Source organism: Aliivibrio sp. S3MY1 (assembly GCF_028765575.1).
Classification (GTDB): domain Bacteria; phylum Pseudomonadota; class Gammaproteobacteria; order Enterobacterales; family Vibrionaceae; genus Aliivibrio.
The window spans coordinates 78,134-93,556 of sequence record NZ_JARACO010000015.1; the positions used below are offsets into that span (position 1 = coordinate 78,134).

Here is a 15,423-nt window from a genome sequence, read left to right on the forward strand (position 1 = left end):
GAGAATAAAGGAATAACTATGTCTGAAATAAGAACCCTAGGTGAGTTTATTGTTGCTAAGCAGCATGACTTTCCTCACGCAAGCGGAGAACTTTCCTCACTGATTGGTTCAATTAAGTTGGCAGCTAAAATTGTAAACCGTGAAATAAATAAAGCAGGACTTGTCGATATCACAGGTGCTTCGGGTGAAGAAAATATCCAAGGTGAGCAACAACAAAAATTGGATCTGTACGCCAATGATAAATTCAAAGCGGCATTAGAAAACCGTGGCCAAGTTTGCGGTGTCGCAAGTGAAGAAGAAGACGAAGCCGTTGCTTTTAACAAAGCGTTAAATAAAGACGCAAAATACGTAGTATTAATGGACCCATTGGATGGCTCATCAAATATTGATGTTAATGTTTCTGTCGGGACTATTTTTTCTATTTATCGCCGTATTTCACCCATTGGAACACCACCAACCGAAGAAGACTTTCTTCAACCAGGAAGTCAACAAGTCGCCGCTGGTTATATTATTTATGGCTCATCAACTATGCTTGTTTATAGTACTGGACATGGAGTTCACGGCTTTACTTATGACCCATCTTTAGGCGTGTTCTGTTTATCTCATGAAAATATGAAAATCCCACAAGATGGCAATATTTATTCAATTAACGAAGGCAATTACATTCGTTTCCCTGAAGGTGTGAAGCAATATCTAAAATACTGCCAAGAAATCAGCCCTGAAGATAATCGTCCTTATACCTCGCGTTACATTGGTTCACTGGTTGCTGACTTCCATAGAAATTTACTTAAAGGTGGGATTTATCTATACCCAAGTACGCAGGCTTATCCAAACGGGAAATTAAGATTACTTTATGAATGTAATCCGATGGCTATGCTGATTGAAGAAGCGGGCGGTAAAGCGACAGATGGAGAAACGCGAATTCTAGATCTTAAACCAATCGAATTACATCAACGAGTACCCTTCTTTGTTGGCTCTAGCAATATGGTTGATAAGGTTCACGATTTTCTTACTGAATGGCAGAAGTAAATTTTCTGATACTCGTGTAATTAGATAATTACTGGAATGGGTATTAAATTCAGGATATAAAAAAACCGAGTCCTAAGACTCGGTTTCTTTGTGAAACTACTTACTGATTACTCAGCTGCAGCTTCTACTTCTGGACGATCTACAAGCTCAATGTATGCCATTGGTGCTTTATCGCCTGCACGGAAACCGCACTTCAGAATACGAGTATAACCACCAGCACGTTGTGCAAAGCGTGGACCTAACTCGGTAAATAGTTTTGCTACAACTTCGTTATCACGAGTGCGAGCAAACGCTAGACGACGGTTAGCAACACTGTCTGTCTTAGCTAATGTAATCAAAGGCTCAACTACACGACGAAGCTCTTTTGCTTTTGGTACAGTCGTCTTGATAATCTCGTGACGAACCAAAGAGCAAGCCATATTGCTAAACATAGCTTTACGGTGGCTGCTGTTGCGGTTGAGTTGACGACCACTCTTACGATGGCGCATGACCTAATCCTTCTAACTAGATAATTAGTGAACTGATTAATCTTCAGCGATAGACGCTGGTGGCCAGTTCTCTAGGCGCATGCCTAAAGAAAGACCACGTGAAGCTAGAACATCTTTAATTTCAGTTAAAGACTTCTTACCAAGGTTTGGCGTTTTAAGTAGCTCAACCTCAGTGCGCTGCACCAGATCACCAATGTAGTGAATCGCTTCTGCTTTCAAACAGTTAGCAGAGCGAACCGTTAGTTCAAGATCGTCTACAGGACGCAGTAGGATCGGATCGAACTCTGGCTTTTCTTCTTTCTCTTCAGGAACTCGTACATCACGAAGATCTACAAATGCATCCAGTTGTTCAGCTAAAATTGTAGCTGCACGACGGATAGCTTCCTCAGGATCAAGTGTACCGTTTGTTTCCATATCGATAACAAGCTTGTCTAAGTCAGTACGTTGCTCAACACGAGCCGCTTCAACCGCATAAGATATTTTATCTACTGGGCTGTAAGTTGCATCGACAAGCAGACGACCAATTGGACGCTCATCATCTTCATTATGAATACGCGCTGTTGATGGTACATAGCCGCGACCACGCTCTACCTTGATTCTCATGCTGATTTCAGCATTGTCATCAGTTAAGTGGCAGATTACATGCTCTGGGTTCGCAATCTCAACATCACCATCATGGGTGATGTCACCTGCAACAACAGGGCCTGCACCAGACTTGTTAAGAGTAATGATAACTTCATCTTTACCCTCAACCTTAACGGCAAGGCCTTTAAGGTTTAGAAGGATTTCAAGGATATCTTCCTGAACACCTTCTTTGGTGCTGTACTCATGTAATACGCCTTCGATTTCTACTTCAGTTACGGCACAACCCGGCATTGAAGATAGTAAAATACGACGTAGAGCGTTACCTAGAGTGTGGCCAAAACCACGCTCTAACGGCTCAAGAGTTACTTTTGCGTGAGTCTGGCTAACTTGTTCAATGTCAACTAGACGCGGCTTTAGAAATTCTGTTACAGAACCCTGCATTGTGTCCTCTCTATATTGAAGCTTTACTTAGAGTAAAGCTCGACGATCAAGTGTTCGTTGATGTCGGCAGACAAATCAGAACGTTCAGGAAGACGCTTAAACGTACCTTCCATTTTGCCAGCATCTACTTCAATCCAAGTTGGTTTTTCGCGTTGTTCAGCAACTTCTAGAGCAGCTTTAATACGTGATTGCTGTTTAGCTTTTTCACGAATTGAAACAACGTCGTTAGCCGCAACTTTGAAAGAAGGAACGTTAACTACTTTACCATTAACTAGAATAGACTTATGGCTAACTAGTTGACGAGATTCAGCACGTGTAGCGCCAAAGCCCATGCGGTAAACTACGTTATCTAGACGACCTTCAAGAAGTTGAAGTAGGTTTTCACCTGTGTTGCCTTTAATACGAGCAGCATCTTTGTAGTAGTTACGGAATTGTTTTTCTAGTACGCCATACATACGACGAACTTTTTGCTTCTCACGAAGCTGAACGCCATATTCAGATAGACGACCGCGACGAGCGCCGTGTACACCTGGAGCGTTATCGATTTTACACTTGGTATCGATCGCACGTACGCCTGATTTAAGGAATAAATCAGTGCCTTCGCGACGGCTAAGCTTCAGCTTAGGACCCAAATATCTTGCCATGTTCTTTCTCCAATATTCCTAGAAACGAAACTTAAACGCGACGTTTCTTAGGTGGACGACAACCGTTATGAGGGATCGGAGTAGCATCAACGATGTTTGTGATGCGGTATCCAGCAGCGTTTAACGCACGGATAGTTGACTCACGACCAGGACCAGGGCCCTTAACCATAACTTCAAGGTTCTTAACGCCATATTCTTTGGCCATTTCACCACAACGCTCAGCAGCAACTTGTGCAGCAAACGGAGTAGATTTACGAGAACCACGGAAACCAGAACCACCTGCAGTAGCCCAAGCTAGTGCATTACCTTGACGGTCAGTAATGGTTACGATTGTGTTGTTGAAAGAAGCATGAATGTGCGCTACGCCATCCGCTACTTGCTTACGAACGCGCTTACGAGCGCGAGTAGGTTGTTTTGCCATTGTACTCTCTACCTTATCCGATTATCTTTTGATCGGCTTGCGCGGACCTTTACGGGTACGTGCGTTGGTTTTAGTACGCTGTCCACGCAACGGTAGACTGCGACGGTGACGAAGACCACGATAACAGCCAAGGTCCATAAGACGCTTGATGTTCATCGATACTTCACGACGTAAGTCGCCTTCTACAGTGTATTTGGCAACACCATCACGCAGAATATCAATCTGCTCATCATTCAGTTCACTGATCTTAACATCTTCAGCAATACCAACTGCAGCTAAAATAGCTTGCGAGCGAGTCTTACCGATGCCGTAAATTGCAGTAAGTGCAATTACAGCGTGTTTATGATCAGGAATGTTAATGCCTGCTATACGGGCCACTATTCACTCCTAGTACTTTTTCTTAAGAAGAGCCACAACAAAGCCCGATGAGGATACGTTGCGGCTATAACTACTTCTTTTGCACACAAAAGGTAGGCCGAGAATAATACTCGGCCTAACTTAATATATCAAGTAAAAATTTCTGCTAAATTAACCTTGGCGTTGTTTATGCTTTGGTTCAACACAAATTATACGCACAACACCGTTGCGCTTAATAACTTTACAGTTGCGGCAGATTTTCTTAACGGAAGCACGAACTTTCATTGCTAAACTCCGTAAATGGACCTGAAATTAACGGCCATAGCCTTTCAGATTAGCTTTCTTCAAAACGGACTCATACTGCTGAGACATCAGATGAGTCTGAACCTGTGCCATAAAGTCCATGATAACTACTACTACGATTAGTAGGGAAGTACCGCCAAAATAGAAGCGAACATTCCATGCAATCATCATAAACTCAGGGATCAGACAGATAAAGGTAATATACATCGCACCAGCTAAGGTTAAACGGGTCATAACTTTATCAATATATTTCGTAGTCTGTTCACCTGGGCGGATTCCGGGTACGAATGCACCAGACTTCTTCAAGTTATCAGCTGTTTCACGCGGGTTAAATACCAGCGCTGTATAGAAGAAACAGAAGAAGATAATTGCTGCTGCATAAAGCATTACATATAATGGCTGACCAGGGCTTAACGCCATGGAAACATCAGTTAACCAACCGAATGTTCCTTCACCATTACCACCAAACCACTGAGCCAATGTCCCAGGGAATAGTATAATACTAGATGCAAATATTGCAGGTATCACACCAGCCATATTAATTTTAAGTGGCAAGTGAGTACTTTGTGCTGCAAATACCTTACGGCCTTGCTGACGCTTCGCATAGTTAACGACGATACGACGTTGACCACGTTCCATGAACACAACAAAGTAGATAACTGCAAACGATAACACTGCAATTAGTAATAGAAGAAGCACGTGCAGTTCACCTTGACGCGCCTGCTGGATCGTTTCACCGATAGCTGGTGGTAAACCTGCAACGATACCTGTGAAAATAATCAAAGATATACCGTTACCGATGCCACGCTCAGTAATTTGTTCACCTAACCACATTAAGAACATGGTACCAGTTACTAAACTTACTGTAGCTGTCAGATAGAACATCATGTCAGGGTTAGAAACTAACCCTGGAATCATGCTTGGTAGTCCGGTTGCAATACCAATTGCTTGGAATGTAGCCAGAACCAAGGTGCCATAACGTGTGTACTGATTAATCTTACGACGACCAGACTCACCTTCTTTTTTCAATTCTGCTAGAGGTGGATGAACAACTGTTAACAGTTGAACAACGATAGATGCCGAAATATACGGCATAATACCTAGAGCAAGAATTGAGGCACGCGACAGTGCACCACCAGAGAACATGTTAAACAGTTCAATGATAGTACCCTGCTGCTGTTCGAAAAGATCAGCAAGGACAGCAGCGTCAATCCCAGGAATTGGCACAAATGAGCCTGCTCGGAACACTAAAAGCGCACCTATAACAAATAACAGACGCGATTTCAGTTCAGCTAGGCCGTTCTGAGCACTATTTACTTCTTTTCCTGGTTTCTTTGCCATTGTACCTCATCCTTCGAGGATTATTCCTCGATCTTACCGCCTGCAGCTTCAATCGCAGCTTTAGCGCCTTTCGTTACGCGTAGACCTTTAACAGTTACAGCAGTAGCGATTTCACCAGAAAGTACAACTTTCGCGAACACAATGTTCTTAGTGATTACGTTAGCAGCTTTAAGGCTGTTTAGATCGATAACGTTACCTTCAACTTTAGCAAGCTCGCCTAAACGAACCTCTGCAGTCACTAGGCTCTTACGTGAAGTAAAGCCAAATTTAGGTAGACGTTGTTTCAGAGGCATTTGACCACCTTCGAAACCAACACGAACTTTACCGCCAGAACGTGATTTTTGGCCTTTGTGACCACGGCCACCAGTTTTACCTAGGCCTGAACCGATACCGCGACCTACGCGCTTCTTAGAAGCGTTAGAGCCAGCAGCCGGTGATAGAGTATTCAAACGCATTACTGATTACTCCTCAATCTTAACCATATAGTAAACTTTGTTGATCATACCGCGGTTACACGGTGTGTCTTCAACTTCTACTGTATGGTTGATGCGACGTAGACCTAGACCTTTAAGACACAAAATGTGCTTAGGTAGGCGACCAATAGAGCTTTTAGTCTGAGTTACTTTGATAGTTTTAGACATGGTACTTACTCCGAAATAGATTCAACAGTTAGACCACGCTTAGCAGCTACCATTTCAGGTGACTTAACGCTACTTAGACCCGCAATCGTTGCACGAACAACGTTGATTGGGTTAGTAGAGCCATAAGCTTTAGCTAGTACGTTGCGGACACCCACAACTTCTAACACTGCACGCATAGCACCACCTGCGATGATACCTGTACCTTCTGAAGCAGGTTGCATGTACACTTTAGAACCAGTGTGGCGACCTTTAACAGAGTGGTGAAGAGTACCTTCGTTAAGTGCAATCGTAAACATGTTACGACGTGCTTTTTCCATTGATTTTTGAATCGCTGCAGGTACTTCACGAGCTTTGCCGTAACCGAAACCTACGCGACCATTACCGTCACCAACAACTGTTAGTGCAGTAAAACTAAAGATTCGACCACCTTTAACCGTTTTAGAAACACGGTTAACAGCAATTAGCTTTTCGTTCAAATCTGTAGCTTGTTGTTGTTCTTTAGCCATCTTCCAACCCTACCTTAGAATTTCAGACCAGCTTCGCGAGCAGAATCTGCTAGCGCCGCTACTCGACCGTGGTATTGGAAACCAGAACGATCGAAAGCAACATTAGTAATGCCTTTTTCGATAGCGCGCTCTGCAATTAGTTTACCAATTGCTTCAGCAGCAGCTTTGTTGCTAGTGCTTCCAATTTGCTCACGGATTGCCTTTTCTACAGTAGAAGCGGCAGCGATAACCTCTGAGCCGTTTGGTGCGATTACCTGAGCGTACGTATGACGCGGAGTACGGTGTACTACAAGGCGAGTTGCACACAGTTCAGCAATCTTACGACGTGCACGTGTAGCACGACGGATGCGAGATGCTTTCTTATCCATAGTGATACCCTACTTCTTCTTAGCTTCTTTAGTACGCACGATTTCATCGGCGTAACGAACACCTTTACCTTTATAAGGCTCAGGTTGACGGTATGAACGAATATCCGCAGCTACTTGACCTACTACTTGCTTATCGCAACCAGTAATAATGATCTCAGTTTGTGTTGGACATTCAGCTTTAATACCTTCTGGTAGAGCGTGCTCTACTGGGTGTGAGAAGCCAAGAGTAAGGCCTACAGAGTTGCCTTTCATAGCAGCACGGTAACCTACACCTTTAAGAATTAGCTTCTTAGTAAAGCCTTCATTTACACCGATAACCATATTGTTTACTAGTGCACGAGCTGTACCAGCTTGAGCCCAAGCATTAGTCACGCCTTCACGTGGACCAAATACAATAGAATTATCTTCTTGTGAAATAACTACAGCGTCGTTAAGTACGCGAGTTAGTTCACCTTTACCACCTTTAATAGTGATTTCCTGGCCGTTCAGTTTAACTTCTACGCCAGCAGGAAGAACCACAGGTGCTTTAGCAACACGAGACATATCCTACTCCTATTAAGCTACGTAGCAGATAATTTCGCCACCAAGACCAGCTTTACGCGCAGCGCGGTCAGACATAAGGCCTTTTGATGTAGAAACAACAGCAATACCAAGACCACCCATAACAGATGGTAACGCGTCGCTCTTCTTGTAAACACGAAGACCTGGACGAGAAACTCGTTGGATTTGCTCGATAACTGGTTTAGCTTGGAAATACTTAAGAGTGATTTCTAGCTCAGGTTTGATTTCGCCTTCAACAGCGAATTCAGCGATGTAGCCTTCAGCTTTAAGTAGTGCAGCAATTGCAACTTTAAGCTTTGAAGAAGGCATTTTAACAGCAACTTTATTTGCTGATTGACCGTTGCGAACGCGGGTCAGCATATCCGAAATCGGATCTTGCATGCTCATAAGATTTACTCCAAATGATTAAGTGGCAATTACCAGCTAGCCTTACGAAGACCCGGAATCTCGCCTTTCATGCAAGCTTCGCGAACCTTAATACGGCTTAAACCGAATTTACGTAGGTAACCGTGTGGACGACCAGTTTGGTTGCAACGATTACGCTGACGAGATGCACTTGAATCACGAGGTAGAGCTTGCAATTTAAGTACTGCATCCCAACGCTCTTCTTCAGAAGCATTTACATCGCTAATTAGAACTTTTAACGCAGCACGCTTTTGAGCGAACTGAGATACAAGTTTTGCACGTTTAGCTTCACGCGCTTTCATAGATTTTTTAGCCATAACAGTAACCCTTCACCTTACTTACGGAATGGGAAGTTAAAGGCAGTCAGCAGAGCTCGGCCTTCCGCATCTGTATTCGCTGATGTCGTGATAGTGATATCAAGACCGCGTACACGATCAACTTTATCATAGTCGATCTCAGGGAAGATGATTTGCTCGCGAACGCCCATGCTGTAGTTACCGCGTCCGTCAAAAGACTTAGCGCTAACACCACGGAAATCACGTACTCGTGGAAGTGCAATAGAGATTAAACGCTCTAAGAATTCCCACATACGTTCGCCACGCAGGGTTACTTTACAACCGATTGGGTAGCCTTCACGAATTTTGAAACCAGCTACAGATTTACGTGCTTTTGTAATCAATGGCTTTTGGCCAGAGATAATTGCCATATCGGCAGCAGCGTTTTCTAGTAGTTTCTTATCGTTGATTGCTTCACCAACACCCATGTTTAGGGTAATTTTTTCAACCCTAGGGACTTGCATGACGCTCGAGTAGCTGAACTCTTTGGTAAGCTCAGCAACTACAGACGACTTGTAGTAATCATGCAGTTTCGCCATAGTAGAACTCCAAATTACTTCTATTAGTTAGAAACAGTTTCGCCGTTAGATTTAAAGAAACGAACTTTCTTACCATCTTCAAAACGGAAACCGATACGGTCCGCTTTACCAGTAGCTTCGTTGAAGATTGCGATATTAGAAGCATCAATAGCTGCTTCTTTCTCAACAATACCACCTTGCTGACCAAGAGCCGGAACAGGCTTCTGGTGCTTTTTCACAAGGTTGATACCTTCAACAATAACTTTACCAGTTTCAAGAACCTTAGTTACTTTACCTTTCTTGCCTTTATCTTTACCGACAAGAACGATTACTTCGTCATTACGACGGATTTTAGCTGCCATCTGACCGCTCCTTACAGAACTTCTGGTGCTAGTGAAACAATTTTCATGAATTTCGCATTACGAAGTTCACGAGTCACTGGACCAAAGATACGTGTACCGACTGGTTGCTCAGTAGTGTCATTCAACAATACGCAAGCGTTACGGTCAAAGCGAATGATAGAACCGTCTGGGCGACGAACGCCTTTACGGGTGCGCACTACTACCGCCTTCAGAACATCACCTTTTTTAACTTTACCGCGAGGAATTGCTTCCTTAACAGTAACTTTAATGACGTCTCCGATATGTGCATAACGGCGGTGAGAGCCACCCAGGACCTTAATACACATTACCTTGCGCGCGCCAGAGTTATCTGCAGCGTCAAGTGTACTTTGCATTTGGATCATTGTTAGTGCTCCGCTAAATATTTAAATAGACCCATCACGGGTCGGACTGCCTCTTCAAAAGAGGATGGGGAGTGTATCACCATTCTTTTAATAAAGGTAGTCAAAAAATAAACAGCTCCAAAAAAAATTATTGGAGCTGCTTACATGTATCGCTATTGAATCAACAAAAATTAAGCTTTTGCTTTTTCAATAATGTTTACCAAAGTCCAAGACTTAGTCTTAGACAGTGGACGACATTCACGAATCGCAACTAGGTCGCCTTGGCCACACTCGTTGTTTTCATCATGTGCGTGAAGCTTAGTCGTGCGCTTGATGTATTTACCGTAGATCGGGTGTTTCACCATGCGTTCAATAGCAACAACAATAGACTTGTCCATCTTGTCGCTAATTACACGACCTTGCATAGTACGAATTTTCTCGCTCATTATGCGCCAGCCTTCTCATTCAGTAAAGTTTTAACACGTGCGATATCACGACGTACAGCTTTCAGAGTATGAGTTTGCTGTAGTTGACCAGTCGCAGCTTGCATGCGCAAGTTAAACTGTTCACGTAGCAAATTCAGAAGCTCTTCATTAAGCTCTTCAACGTTTTTCTCGCGTAGATCTTGTGCTTTCATCACATCACCTGCTTAGTTACAAAAGTAGTTTTGATAGGCAGTTTACGTGCCGCTAGGCGGAACGCTTCACGTGCCAACTCTTCAGGTACGCCGTTCATTTCGTACATAACCTTTCCAGGTTGGATTTGGGCTACCCAGTACTCAACGTTACCTTTACCCTTACCTTGACGAACTTCAAGCGGTTTTTCTGTGATAGGTTTGTCTGGGAACACACGGATCCAGATTTGACCTTGACGCTTAATGTGACGCGTCATAGCACGACGTGCCGCTTCAATTTGACGAGCAGTTAGACGACCACGGCCTACAGCTTTAAGACCGAATTCGCCGAAGCTCACTTCAGTACCTTTAGCAAGACCACGGTTACGACCAGTCATAACCTTACGGAACTTAGTACGTTTTGGTTGTAGCATCAGTCAGCTCCTTACTTACGGCTTCTACGCTGCTTCTTAGGCTTGTCAGCCTTAGGCTCTACTGCGTTAGCAGCTGGCATACCGCCTAGAACTTCACCTTTGAAGATCCAAACTTTAACGCCGATCACACCGTATTGAGTGTGAGCCGAAGAAGTTGCGTAATCAATGTCAGCACGTAAAGTATGTAGAGGTACACGACCTTCACGATACCATTCAGAACGTGCGATTTCAGCACCGCCAAGACGGCCGCCTACTTGTACTTTGATGCCTTGAGCGCCTAGACGCATTGCATTTTGTACCGCACGCTTCATAGCGCGACGGAACATAACACGACGTTCTAGTTGTGAAGCAATGCTATCAGCTACAAGTTGAGCATCTAGCTCTGGCTTGCGAACTTCTGCAATGTTGATTTGCGCTGGAACACCTGCGATTTTAGCTACGCCTGCGCGTAGTTTTTCTACGTCTTCACCTTTCTTACCGATTACTACGCCTGGACGAGCTGTGTGAATAGTCACACGGATGCTCTTAGCAGGACGCTCGATAACGATGCGAGATAGAGATGCTTTTTTCAGTTCTTTAGTAAGATACTGACGTACCTTGAAGTCGCCGTCTAGGTTGTCAGCGAACTCTTGGCTACTAGCAAACCATGTAGCATTCCAAGGCTTAACGATGCCAAGACGAATACCATTAGGATGTACTTTTTGACCCATTTGCTTAATCTCCTAGTCTTTAACGATCAGCTACAACGATAGTGATGTGGCTTGAACGCTTCAAGATGCGATCTGCACGACCTTTAGCACGAGGCATAATACGCTTCATGATAGGGCCTTCGTCTACGAAGATTTTAGCGACATTAAGATCGTCGATATCTGCACCTTCGTTGTGTTCAGCGTTTGCGATAGCAGACTCAACAACTTTTTTAATTAATACTGCAGCTTTTTTGTTGCTGAAAGTAAGAATTTCAAGAGCTTGGTCTACTGATTTCCCACGAATTTGGTCCGCAACTAAGCGAGCCTTCTGCGGAGAAATGCTGGCAAAACGATGTTTAGCAATAGCTTCCATATTCTACCTCCTAACGCTTTTTAGCTTTCTTATCTGCAGCATGGCCGCGATAAGTACGAGTAGGTGCAAATTCGCCCAACTTGTGACCAATCATGTCTTCTGTAACGAAAACTGGTACATGCTGGCGACCATTATGGACAGCGATGGTCAAGTTGATCATAGTTGGAATGATCATTGAACGACGGGACCAAGTCTTAATAGGCTTTTTGTCTCCGCTTTCCACCGCTTTCTCTACCTTCTTCAGCAAGTGTAGGTCAATGAAAGGACCTTTCTTGAGAGAACGTGGCATGGCGATTCCTCTTTATAGATTATTTGTTACGACGACGTACAATGTACTTGTCAGTAGATTTATTCTTACGAGTCTTGAAGCCCTTAGTTGGCATACCCCAAGGTGATACTGGGTGACGACCGCCTGATGTACGACCTTCACCACCACCGTGTGGGTGATCCACTGGGTTCATTGCAACACCACGTACTGTTGGACGAACACCGCGCCAGCGTGTAGCACCGGCTTTGCCTAGCTCACGTAGCATGTGTTCAGAGTTACCAACTTCACCGATAGTCGCACGACCTTCAGAAAGAACTTTACGCATCTCACCAGAGCGTAGACGTAATGTCACGTAAGCGCCATCACGAGCAATGATTTGTGCGTATGCACCAGCAGAACGTGCAACTTGCGCGCCCTTACCAGGTTTTAATTCAACACAGTGAACAGTAGAACCTACTGGGATGTTGCGCAATGGTAAGCAGTTACCTGCTTTGATTGGCGCATCAACACCTGATTGAACTGTATCGCCGGCTTTAAGACCTTTTGATGCGATAATGTAACGACGCTCACCGTCTGCGAACAGAACTAGTGCAATATTTGCACTACGGTTTGGATCGTATTCTAAACGTTCAACGATAGCTGGAATGCCATCTTTAGTACGTTTAAAGTCAATTAGACGGTAGTGTTGCTTATGACCACCACCAACGTGACGTACTGTAATACGACCGTTATTGTTACGACCACCAGATTTAGAGTTTTTCTCTAAAAGAGGTGCGTATGGCTTACCCTTGTGTAGGTCAGCGTTAACGATTTTTACAACGTGACGACGACCAGGGGAAGTCGGCTTACATTTAACAATAGCCATTTTTAACTACTCCTGTTATTCCGCGCCGCCAACGAAGTCTAGGTCTTGACCTTCTTTCAAGATTACGTACGCTTTTTTCACGTCTGAACGACGGCCTTGGCGTGCACCTTGACGTTTGGTCTTGCCCTTAGTGATAAGGGTATTTACAGACTTAACTTCAACTTCAAACAACTTTTCTACAGCTGCTTTAATCTCTTTCTTAGTTGCATTGATTGCTACTTTGAAAACAATAGTGTTATTGCCTTCAGCAGCCATCGTTGCTTTTTCAGAGATATGTGGGCCACGTAGGACTTTTAGTAGACGCTCTTCACTGATCATGCCAGCATCTCCTCAACTTGCTTAACTGCAGCAGCAGTCATTAGAACCTTGTTGAATGCAACAAGACTTACTGGATCAATACCAGCTACGTCACGAGCGTCAACTTTATATAGGTTACGAGCAGCTAAGAATAGATTCTCGTCTACTTCGCCAGTTACGATAAGAACATCGTTAAGCTCAAGCTCTTTAAGCTTAGCAACTAGCTCTTTAGTCTTTGGTGCTTCAATTGAGAAGTCTTCAACAACGATCAAACGATCTTGACGAACTAACTCAGAAAGAATGCTCTTAAGAGCACCGCGGTACATTTTTTTGTTTACTTTAACGCTGTGATCTTGTGGTTTCGCAGCAAAAGTAACACCACCTGAACGCCAGATTGGGCTACGAATCGTACCCGCACGAGCTCGGCCTGTACCTTTTTGACGCCATGGCTTAGCGCCACCGCCAGATACTTCTGAACGTGTTTTTTGAGCGCGAGTACCTTGACGAGCACCTGCTGCATAAGCAACAACTACTTGGTGTACAAGAGCTTCGTTAAACTCACGTCCGAAAGTAGTTTCGGAAACAGTTAGTGCCGCAGCACCTTTAACCATTAGTTCCATTACATACTCCTAAGACGTTATGCTTTAACAGCTGGTTTAACGATCACGTTGCCACCTGTTGAGCCTGGTACTGCACCTTTAATAAGAAGCAGATTGCGCTCAGCGTCAACACGTACGATCTCTAGGTTTTGAGTAGTACAACGCTCAGCACCCATGTGACCTGCCATTTTCTTGCCTTTAAATACGCGACCTGGAGTTTGACATTGGCCAATTGAACCCGGAGCACGATGAGACAAAGAGTTACCGTGAGTCATATCTTGAGTACGGAAGTTCCAACGCTTAACAGCGCCTTGGAAACCCTTACCTTTAGATGTACCAGTAACGTCTACTTTTTTGATTTCGTTAAAGATTTCAACACTTAGCTCAGCGCCAACTGCGAATTCTTCACCGTTTTCTAAACGGAATTCCCAAAGACCGCGACCTGCTTCAACACCTGCTTTCGCAAAGTGACCAGCTTCAGGCTTAGATACGCGGTTAGCTTTCTTAGAACCACAAGTAACTTGGATTGCGTTGTAGCCGTCAGTTTCAGTAGTTTTCACTTGTGAAACACGGTTAACTTCAACTTCAACAACAGTTACTGGGATAGAAACGCCTTCTTCGGTAAAGATGCGGGTCATGCCCACTTTACGACCGACTAGACCAATCATAATAATCTCCCCTTAACCTAGGCTAATTTGAACATCAACGCCAGCAGCAAGGTCTAAACGCATTAGTGCGTCAACAGTTTTATCTGTTGGCTCAACAATGTCGATTAAACGCTTGTGAGTACGAATTTCGTACTGGTCACGTGCGTCTTTGTTAACGTGAGGAGAAGTAAGAACAGTAAAACGCTCTTTACGAGTAGGTAGTGGAATAGGACCACGAACCTGAGCGCCAGTGCGCTTAGCTGTTTCAACGATTTCCGCTGTAGACTGATCGATTAGTTTGTAATCGAAAGCTTTTAGGCGGATACGTATACGTTGGTTCTGCATGAGACAGAGCTCCAATAATAAATACACAAACAATATCGCCACTCAATCTCGTAATAACGAGAGAATGCCGATTGATTTATGTGAAACCATAGGTCCAAAATTAGGACACATTGTCAGTTAACTTAATATTAGAATTTACCTGATGACGAATCAAAAGATAATGTCTAATAATGTTAACCGCGAACATAAGCTGAGTATTCATTCTAAGTACAAACACTACTCTGTAGTAATCGGTACTTTCCTCGCTGCTCATTGGTTCACAACTGACTTAAGCCAGTGCGTTGCATTATACAGATCACACTTTTAGATGCAAGCATTGTTTGAAAAACAAACGAAAAAAAATATAACTAGAAACGATACGCTTTGCTAACTAGAAACTATAAGAGAAAAAGCAAACATAAAACTCCCCTCTCTTAATAAGATTTTCATTTAAACACATCAAATTAATAGCAACATAATTAAATGCTTATTATTGGTAGGACTAGAACTGACTTGCTTTTATCGTTTCTAGAGCAAAGCATTCGAGTTAGCGAAGCATATAGTATTTATTTACAGGCAACAAAAAGGGAAGCCTAAGCTTCCCTTTTTTTAGTCATGCGATTTATCGCAAAATCTTTAGCTATTAA

Annotated in this window: 29 protein-coding genes; 1 reads left to right on the forward strand and 28 read right to left on the reverse strand. The window is 43.6% G+C overall.

Annotated features, from left to right (window positions below; all coding sequences use genetic code 11):
• Window positions 1–18 precede the first annotated feature (18 nt).
• Entirely contained in the window at window positions 19–1,029 is a 1,011-nt protein-coding gene (gene fbp / locus PVK62_RS11300; RefSeq protein ID WP_274444418.1) for a class 1 fructose-bisphosphatase, read from the forward strand.
• A 107-nt stretch (window positions 1,030–1,136) separates the two neighbouring features.
• On the opposite strand, the gene rplQ is transcribed toward fbp, so the two are convergent.
• The 28 genes from rplQ to rpsJ form a co-directional block, all read right to left on the reverse strand.
• Window positions 1,137–1,517 (reverse strand): 50S ribosomal protein L17, encoded by a 381-nt coding sequence (gene rplQ, locus PVK62_RS11305; protein WP_274444419.1) that lies wholly within the window; start codon window positions 1,515–1,517, stop codon window positions 1,137–1,139.
• A 36-nt stretch (window positions 1,518–1,553) separates the two neighbouring features.
• Window positions 1,554–2,543, reverse strand: coding sequence for a DNA-directed RNA polymerase subunit alpha (locus PVK62_RS11310; RefSeq protein ID WP_274444421.1), 990 nt, complete (start codon window positions 2,541–2,543; stop codon window positions 1,554–1,556).
• A 23-nt stretch (window positions 2,544–2,566) separates the two neighbouring features.
• Entirely contained in the window at window positions 2,567–3,187 is a 621-nt protein-coding gene (gene rpsD, locus PVK62_RS11315) for a 30S ribosomal protein S4 (RefSeq protein ID WP_045103035.1), read from the reverse strand.
• 31 nt (window positions 3,188–3,218) lie between these two features.
• On the reverse strand, window positions 3,219–3,608 hold the full coding sequence (gene rpsK, locus PVK62_RS11320) for a 30S ribosomal protein S11 (protein WP_005303517.1): 390 nt from the start codon (window positions 3,606–3,608) through the stop codon (window positions 3,219–3,221).
• A 21-nt stretch (window positions 3,609–3,629) separates the two neighbouring features.
• Window positions 3,630–3,986 carry a 30S ribosomal protein S13 gene (gene rpsM / locus PVK62_RS11325; protein WP_122032870.1) on the reverse strand — a complete coding sequence of 119 codons (357 nt, stop codon included), beginning with the start codon at window positions 3,984–3,986 and terminating at the stop codon, window positions 3,630–3,632.
• 150 nt (window positions 3,987–4,136) lie between these two features.
• Window positions 4,137–4,250, reverse strand: coding sequence for a 50S ribosomal protein L36 (rpmJ, locus tag PVK62_RS11330; RefSeq protein ID WP_044583162.1), 114 nt, complete (start codon window positions 4,248–4,250; stop codon window positions 4,137–4,139).
• Window positions 4,251–4,277: 27 nt separating this feature from the next.
• A complete protein-coding gene (gene secY / locus PVK62_RS11335) occupies window positions 4,278–5,609 on the reverse strand; it encodes a preprotein translocase subunit SecY (protein ID WP_065592262.1) in 1,332 nt (443 codons plus the stop codon).
• A gap of 20 nt (window positions 5,610–5,629) precedes the next feature.
• A complete protein-coding gene (gene rplO, locus PVK62_RS11340) occupies window positions 5,630–6,064 on the reverse strand; it encodes a 50S ribosomal protein L15 (protein ID WP_274444423.1) in 435 nt (144 codons plus the stop codon).
• Between the two features lie 6 nt (window positions 6,065–6,070).
• A complete protein-coding gene (gene rpmD, locus PVK62_RS11345) occupies window positions 6,071–6,250 on the reverse strand; it encodes a 50S ribosomal protein L30 (protein WP_274444424.1) in 180 nt (59 codons plus the stop codon).
• A gap of 5 nt (window positions 6,251–6,255) precedes the next feature.
• The gene (rpsE, locus tag PVK62_RS11350) at window positions 6,256–6,756 is read right to left on the reverse strand and encodes a 30S ribosomal protein S5 (protein WP_045103039.1); all 501 of its coding nucleotides are present in this window, start codon (window positions 6,754–6,756) and stop codon (window positions 6,256–6,258) included.
• 14 nt (window positions 6,757–6,770) lie between these two features.
• Window positions 6,771–7,124: a 50S ribosomal protein L18 gene (rplR, locus tag PVK62_RS11355; RefSeq protein ID WP_122032866.1), complete on the reverse strand. Its 354-nt coding sequence runs from the start codon at window positions 7,122–7,124 to the stop codon at window positions 6,771–6,773.
• A 9-nt stretch (window positions 7,125–7,133) separates the two neighbouring features.
• On the reverse strand, window positions 7,134–7,667 hold the full coding sequence (gene rplF, locus PVK62_RS11360; protein WP_274444426.1) for a 50S ribosomal protein L6: 534 nt from the start codon (window positions 7,665–7,667) through the stop codon (window positions 7,134–7,136).
• Between the two features lie 12 nt (window positions 7,668–7,679).
• Window positions 7,680–8,072, reverse strand: coding sequence for a 30S ribosomal protein S8 (gene rpsH, locus PVK62_RS11365; protein ID WP_274444427.1), 393 nt, complete (start codon window positions 8,070–8,072; stop codon window positions 7,680–7,682).
• 29 nt (window positions 8,073–8,101) lie between these two features.
• The gene (gene rpsN / locus PVK62_RS11370) at window positions 8,102–8,407 is read right to left on the reverse strand and encodes a 30S ribosomal protein S14 (RefSeq protein ID WP_045103043.1); all 306 of its coding nucleotides are present in this window, start codon (window positions 8,405–8,407) and stop codon (window positions 8,102–8,104) included.
• Window positions 8,408–8,424: 17 nt separating this feature from the next.
• A complete protein-coding gene (gene rplE / locus PVK62_RS11375) occupies window positions 8,425–8,964 on the reverse strand; it encodes a 50S ribosomal protein L5 (RefSeq protein WP_045103044.1) in 540 nt (179 codons plus the stop codon).
• Between the two features lie 23 nt (window positions 8,965–8,987).
• Complete coding sequence (rplX, locus tag PVK62_RS11380) at window positions 8,988–9,305, reverse strand: 50S ribosomal protein L24 (RefSeq protein WP_122032864.1); 318 nt, start codon at window positions 9,303–9,305, stop codon at window positions 8,988–8,990.
• 11 nt (window positions 9,306–9,316) lie between these two features.
• Window positions 9,317–9,688, reverse strand: coding sequence for a 50S ribosomal protein L14 (gene rplN, locus PVK62_RS11385; RefSeq protein ID WP_012549159.1), 372 nt, complete (start codon window positions 9,686–9,688; stop codon window positions 9,317–9,319).
• Between the two features lie 170 nt (window positions 9,689–9,858).
• Complete coding sequence (rpsQ, locus tag PVK62_RS11390; protein WP_105056813.1) at window positions 9,859–10,113, reverse strand: 30S ribosomal protein S17; 255 nt, start codon at window positions 10,111–10,113, stop codon at window positions 9,859–9,861.
• A complete protein-coding gene (rpmC, locus tag PVK62_RS11395) occupies window positions 10,113–10,304 on the reverse strand; it encodes a 50S ribosomal protein L29 (protein ID WP_005417238.1) in 192 nt (63 codons plus the stop codon). Before rpmC ends, rpsQ begins: the two co-directional genes overlap by 1 nt.
• Window positions 10,304–10,714: a 50S ribosomal protein L16 gene (gene rplP / locus PVK62_RS11400; protein WP_045103048.1), complete on the reverse strand. Its 411-nt coding sequence runs from the start codon at window positions 10,712–10,714 to the stop codon at window positions 10,304–10,306. The genes rpmC and rplP overlap by 1 nt, the downstream gene beginning before the upstream one ends.
• An 11-nt stretch (window positions 10,715–10,725) precedes the next feature.
• Entirely contained in the window at window positions 10,726–11,424 is a 699-nt protein-coding gene (gene rpsC, locus PVK62_RS11405; RefSeq protein WP_065592270.1) for a 30S ribosomal protein S3, read from the reverse strand.
• A gap of 19 nt (window positions 11,425–11,443) precedes the next feature.
• A complete protein-coding gene (gene rplV, locus PVK62_RS11410) occupies window positions 11,444–11,776 on the reverse strand; it encodes a 50S ribosomal protein L22 (protein WP_045103050.1) in 333 nt (110 codons plus the stop codon).
• 10 nt (window positions 11,777–11,786) lie between these two features.
• A complete protein-coding gene (gene rpsS / locus PVK62_RS11415) occupies window positions 11,787–12,065 on the reverse strand; it encodes a 30S ribosomal protein S19 (protein WP_012549154.1) in 279 nt (92 codons plus the stop codon).
• Window positions 12,066–12,084: 19 nt separating this feature from the next.
• The gene (gene rplB, locus PVK62_RS11420; RefSeq protein ID WP_122032863.1) at window positions 12,085–12,909 is read right to left on the reverse strand and encodes a 50S ribosomal protein L2; all 825 of its coding nucleotides are present in this window, start codon (window positions 12,907–12,909) and stop codon (window positions 12,085–12,087) included.
• A 15-nt stretch (window positions 12,910–12,924) separates the two neighbouring features.
• Window positions 12,925–13,227: a 50S ribosomal protein L23 gene (gene rplW / locus PVK62_RS11425; protein WP_060993966.1), complete on the reverse strand. Its 303-nt coding sequence runs from the start codon at window positions 13,225–13,227 to the stop codon at window positions 12,925–12,927.
• Entirely contained in the window at window positions 13,224–13,826 is a 603-nt protein-coding gene (gene rplD, locus PVK62_RS11430) for a 50S ribosomal protein L4 (protein WP_274444428.1), read from the reverse strand. Before rplD ends, rplW begins: the two co-directional genes overlap by 4 nt.
• A gap of 17 nt (window positions 13,827–13,843) precedes the next feature.
• The gene (gene rplC, locus PVK62_RS11435; RefSeq protein WP_274444429.1) at window positions 13,844–14,473 is read right to left on the reverse strand and encodes a 50S ribosomal protein L3; all 630 of its coding nucleotides are present in this window, start codon (window positions 14,471–14,473) and stop codon (window positions 13,844–13,846) included.
• 12 nt (window positions 14,474–14,485) lie between these two features.
• Window positions 14,486–14,797, reverse strand: coding sequence for a 30S ribosomal protein S10 (gene rpsJ, locus PVK62_RS11440; protein ID WP_005417222.1), 312 nt, complete (start codon window positions 14,795–14,797; stop codon window positions 14,486–14,488).
• Between the last annotated feature and the right edge of the window lie 626 nt (window positions 14,798–15,423).

What these genes read in the sequence shown, in the direction of transcription:
- rplO (WP_274444423.1), bottom strand. Translation starts at nt 6,064, where the DNA reads ATGCGTTTGAATACTCTATCACCGGCTGCTGGCTCTAACGCTTCTAAG.
- PVK62_RS11310 (WP_274444421.1), bottom strand. Translation starts at nt 2,543, where the DNA reads ATGCAGGGTTCTGTAACAGAATTTCTAAAGCCGCGTCTAGTTGACATT.
- rplD (WP_274444428.1), bottom strand. Translation starts at nt 13,826, where the DNA reads ATGGAACTAATGGTTAAAGGTGCTGCGGCACTAACTGTTTCCGAAACT.
- rplE (WP_045103044.1), bottom strand. Translation starts at nt 8,964, where the DNA reads ATGGCGAAACTGCATGATTACTACAAGTCGTCTGTAGTTGCTGAGCTT.
- rpmJ (WP_044583162.1), bottom strand. Translation starts at nt 4,250, where the DNA reads ATGAAAGTTCGTGCTTCCGTTAAGAAAATCTGCCGCAACTGTAAAGTT.
- rpsH (WP_274444427.1), bottom strand. Translation starts at nt 8,072, where the DNA reads ATGAGCATGCAAGATCCGATTTCGGATATGCTGACCCGCGTTCGCAAC.
- rplP (WP_045103048.1), bottom strand. Translation starts at nt 10,714, where the DNA reads ATGCTACAACCAAAACGTACTAAGTTCCGTAAGGTTATGACTGGTCGT.
- rpsN (WP_045103043.1), bottom strand. Translation starts at nt 8,407, where the DNA reads ATGGCTAAAAAATCTATGAAAGCGCGTGAAGCTAAACGTGCAAAACTT.
- rpsE (WP_045103039.1), bottom strand. Translation starts at nt 6,756, where the DNA reads ATGGCTAAAGAACAACAACAAGCTACAGATTTGAACGAAAAGCTAATT.
- rplX (WP_122032864.1), bottom strand. Translation starts at nt 9,305, where the DNA reads ATGGCAGCTAAAATCCGTCGTAATGACGAAGTAATCGTTCTTGTCGGT.
- rpsJ (WP_005417222.1), bottom strand. Translation starts at nt 14,797, where the DNA reads ATGCAGAACCAACGTATACGTATCCGCCTAAAAGCTTTCGATTACAAA.
- rpsD (WP_045103035.1), bottom strand. Translation starts at nt 3,187, where the DNA reads ATGGCAAGATATTTGGGTCCTAAGCTGAAGCTTAGCCGTCGCGAAGGC.
- rplR (WP_122032866.1), bottom strand. Translation starts at nt 7,124, where the DNA reads ATGGATAAGAAAGCATCTCGCATCCGTCGTGCTACACGTGCACGTCGT.
- rpsQ (WP_105056813.1), bottom strand. Translation starts at nt 10,113, where the DNA reads ATGAGCGAGAAAATTCGTACTATGCAAGGTCGTGTAATTAGCGACAAG.
- rpsC (WP_065592270.1), bottom strand. Translation starts at nt 11,424, where the DNA reads ATGGGTCAAAAAGTACATCCTAATGGTATTCGTCTTGGCATCGTTAAG.
- rplQ (WP_274444419.1), bottom strand. Translation starts at nt 1,517, where the DNA reads ATGCGCCATCGTAAGAGTGGTCGTCAACTCAACCGCAACAGCAGCCAC.
- rpsK (WP_005303517.1), bottom strand. Translation starts at nt 3,608, where the DNA reads ATGGCAAAACAACCTACTCGCGCTCGTAAGCGCGTTCGTAAGCAAGTA.
- rplB (WP_122032863.1), bottom strand. Translation starts at nt 12,909, where the DNA reads ATGGCTATTGTTAAATGTAAGCCGACTTCCCCTGGTCGTCGTCACGTT.
- rplC (WP_274444429.1), bottom strand. Translation starts at nt 14,473, where the DNA reads ATGATTGGTCTAGTCGGTCGTAAAGTGGGCATGACCCGCATCTTTACC.
- secY (WP_065592262.1), bottom strand. Translation starts at nt 5,609, where the DNA reads ATGGCAAAGAAACCAGGAAAAGAAGTAAATAGTGCTCAGAACGGCCTA.
- rplN (WP_012549159.1), bottom strand. Translation starts at nt 9,688, where the DNA reads ATGATCCAAATGCAAAGTACACTTGACGCTGCAGATAACTCTGGCGCG.
- rplF (WP_274444426.1), bottom strand. Translation starts at nt 7,667, where the DNA reads ATGTCTCGTGTTGCTAAAGCACCTGTGGTTCTTCCTGCTGGCGTAGAA.
- rplW (WP_060993966.1), bottom strand. Translation starts at nt 13,227, where the DNA reads ATGATCAGTGAAGAGCGTCTACTAAAAGTCCTACGTGGCCCACATATC.
- rpsS (WP_012549154.1), bottom strand. Translation starts at nt 12,065, where the DNA reads ATGCCACGTTCTCTCAAGAAAGGTCCTTTCATTGACCTACACTTGCTG.
- rpmD (WP_274444424.1), bottom strand. Translation starts at nt 6,250, where the DNA reads ATGTCTAAAACTATCAAAGTAACTCAGACTAAAAGCTCTATTGGTCGC.
- rpmC (WP_005417238.1), bottom strand. Translation starts at nt 10,304, where the DNA reads ATGAAAGCACAAGATCTACGCGAGAAAAACGTTGAAGAGCTTAATGAA.
- rplV (WP_045103050.1), bottom strand. Translation starts at nt 11,776, where the DNA reads ATGGAAGCTATTGCTAAACATCGTTTTGCCAGCATTTCTCCGCAGAAG.
- fbp (WP_274444418.1), top strand. Translation starts at nt 19, where the DNA reads ATGTCTGAAATAAGAACCCTAGGTGAGTTTATTGTTGCTAAGCAGCAT.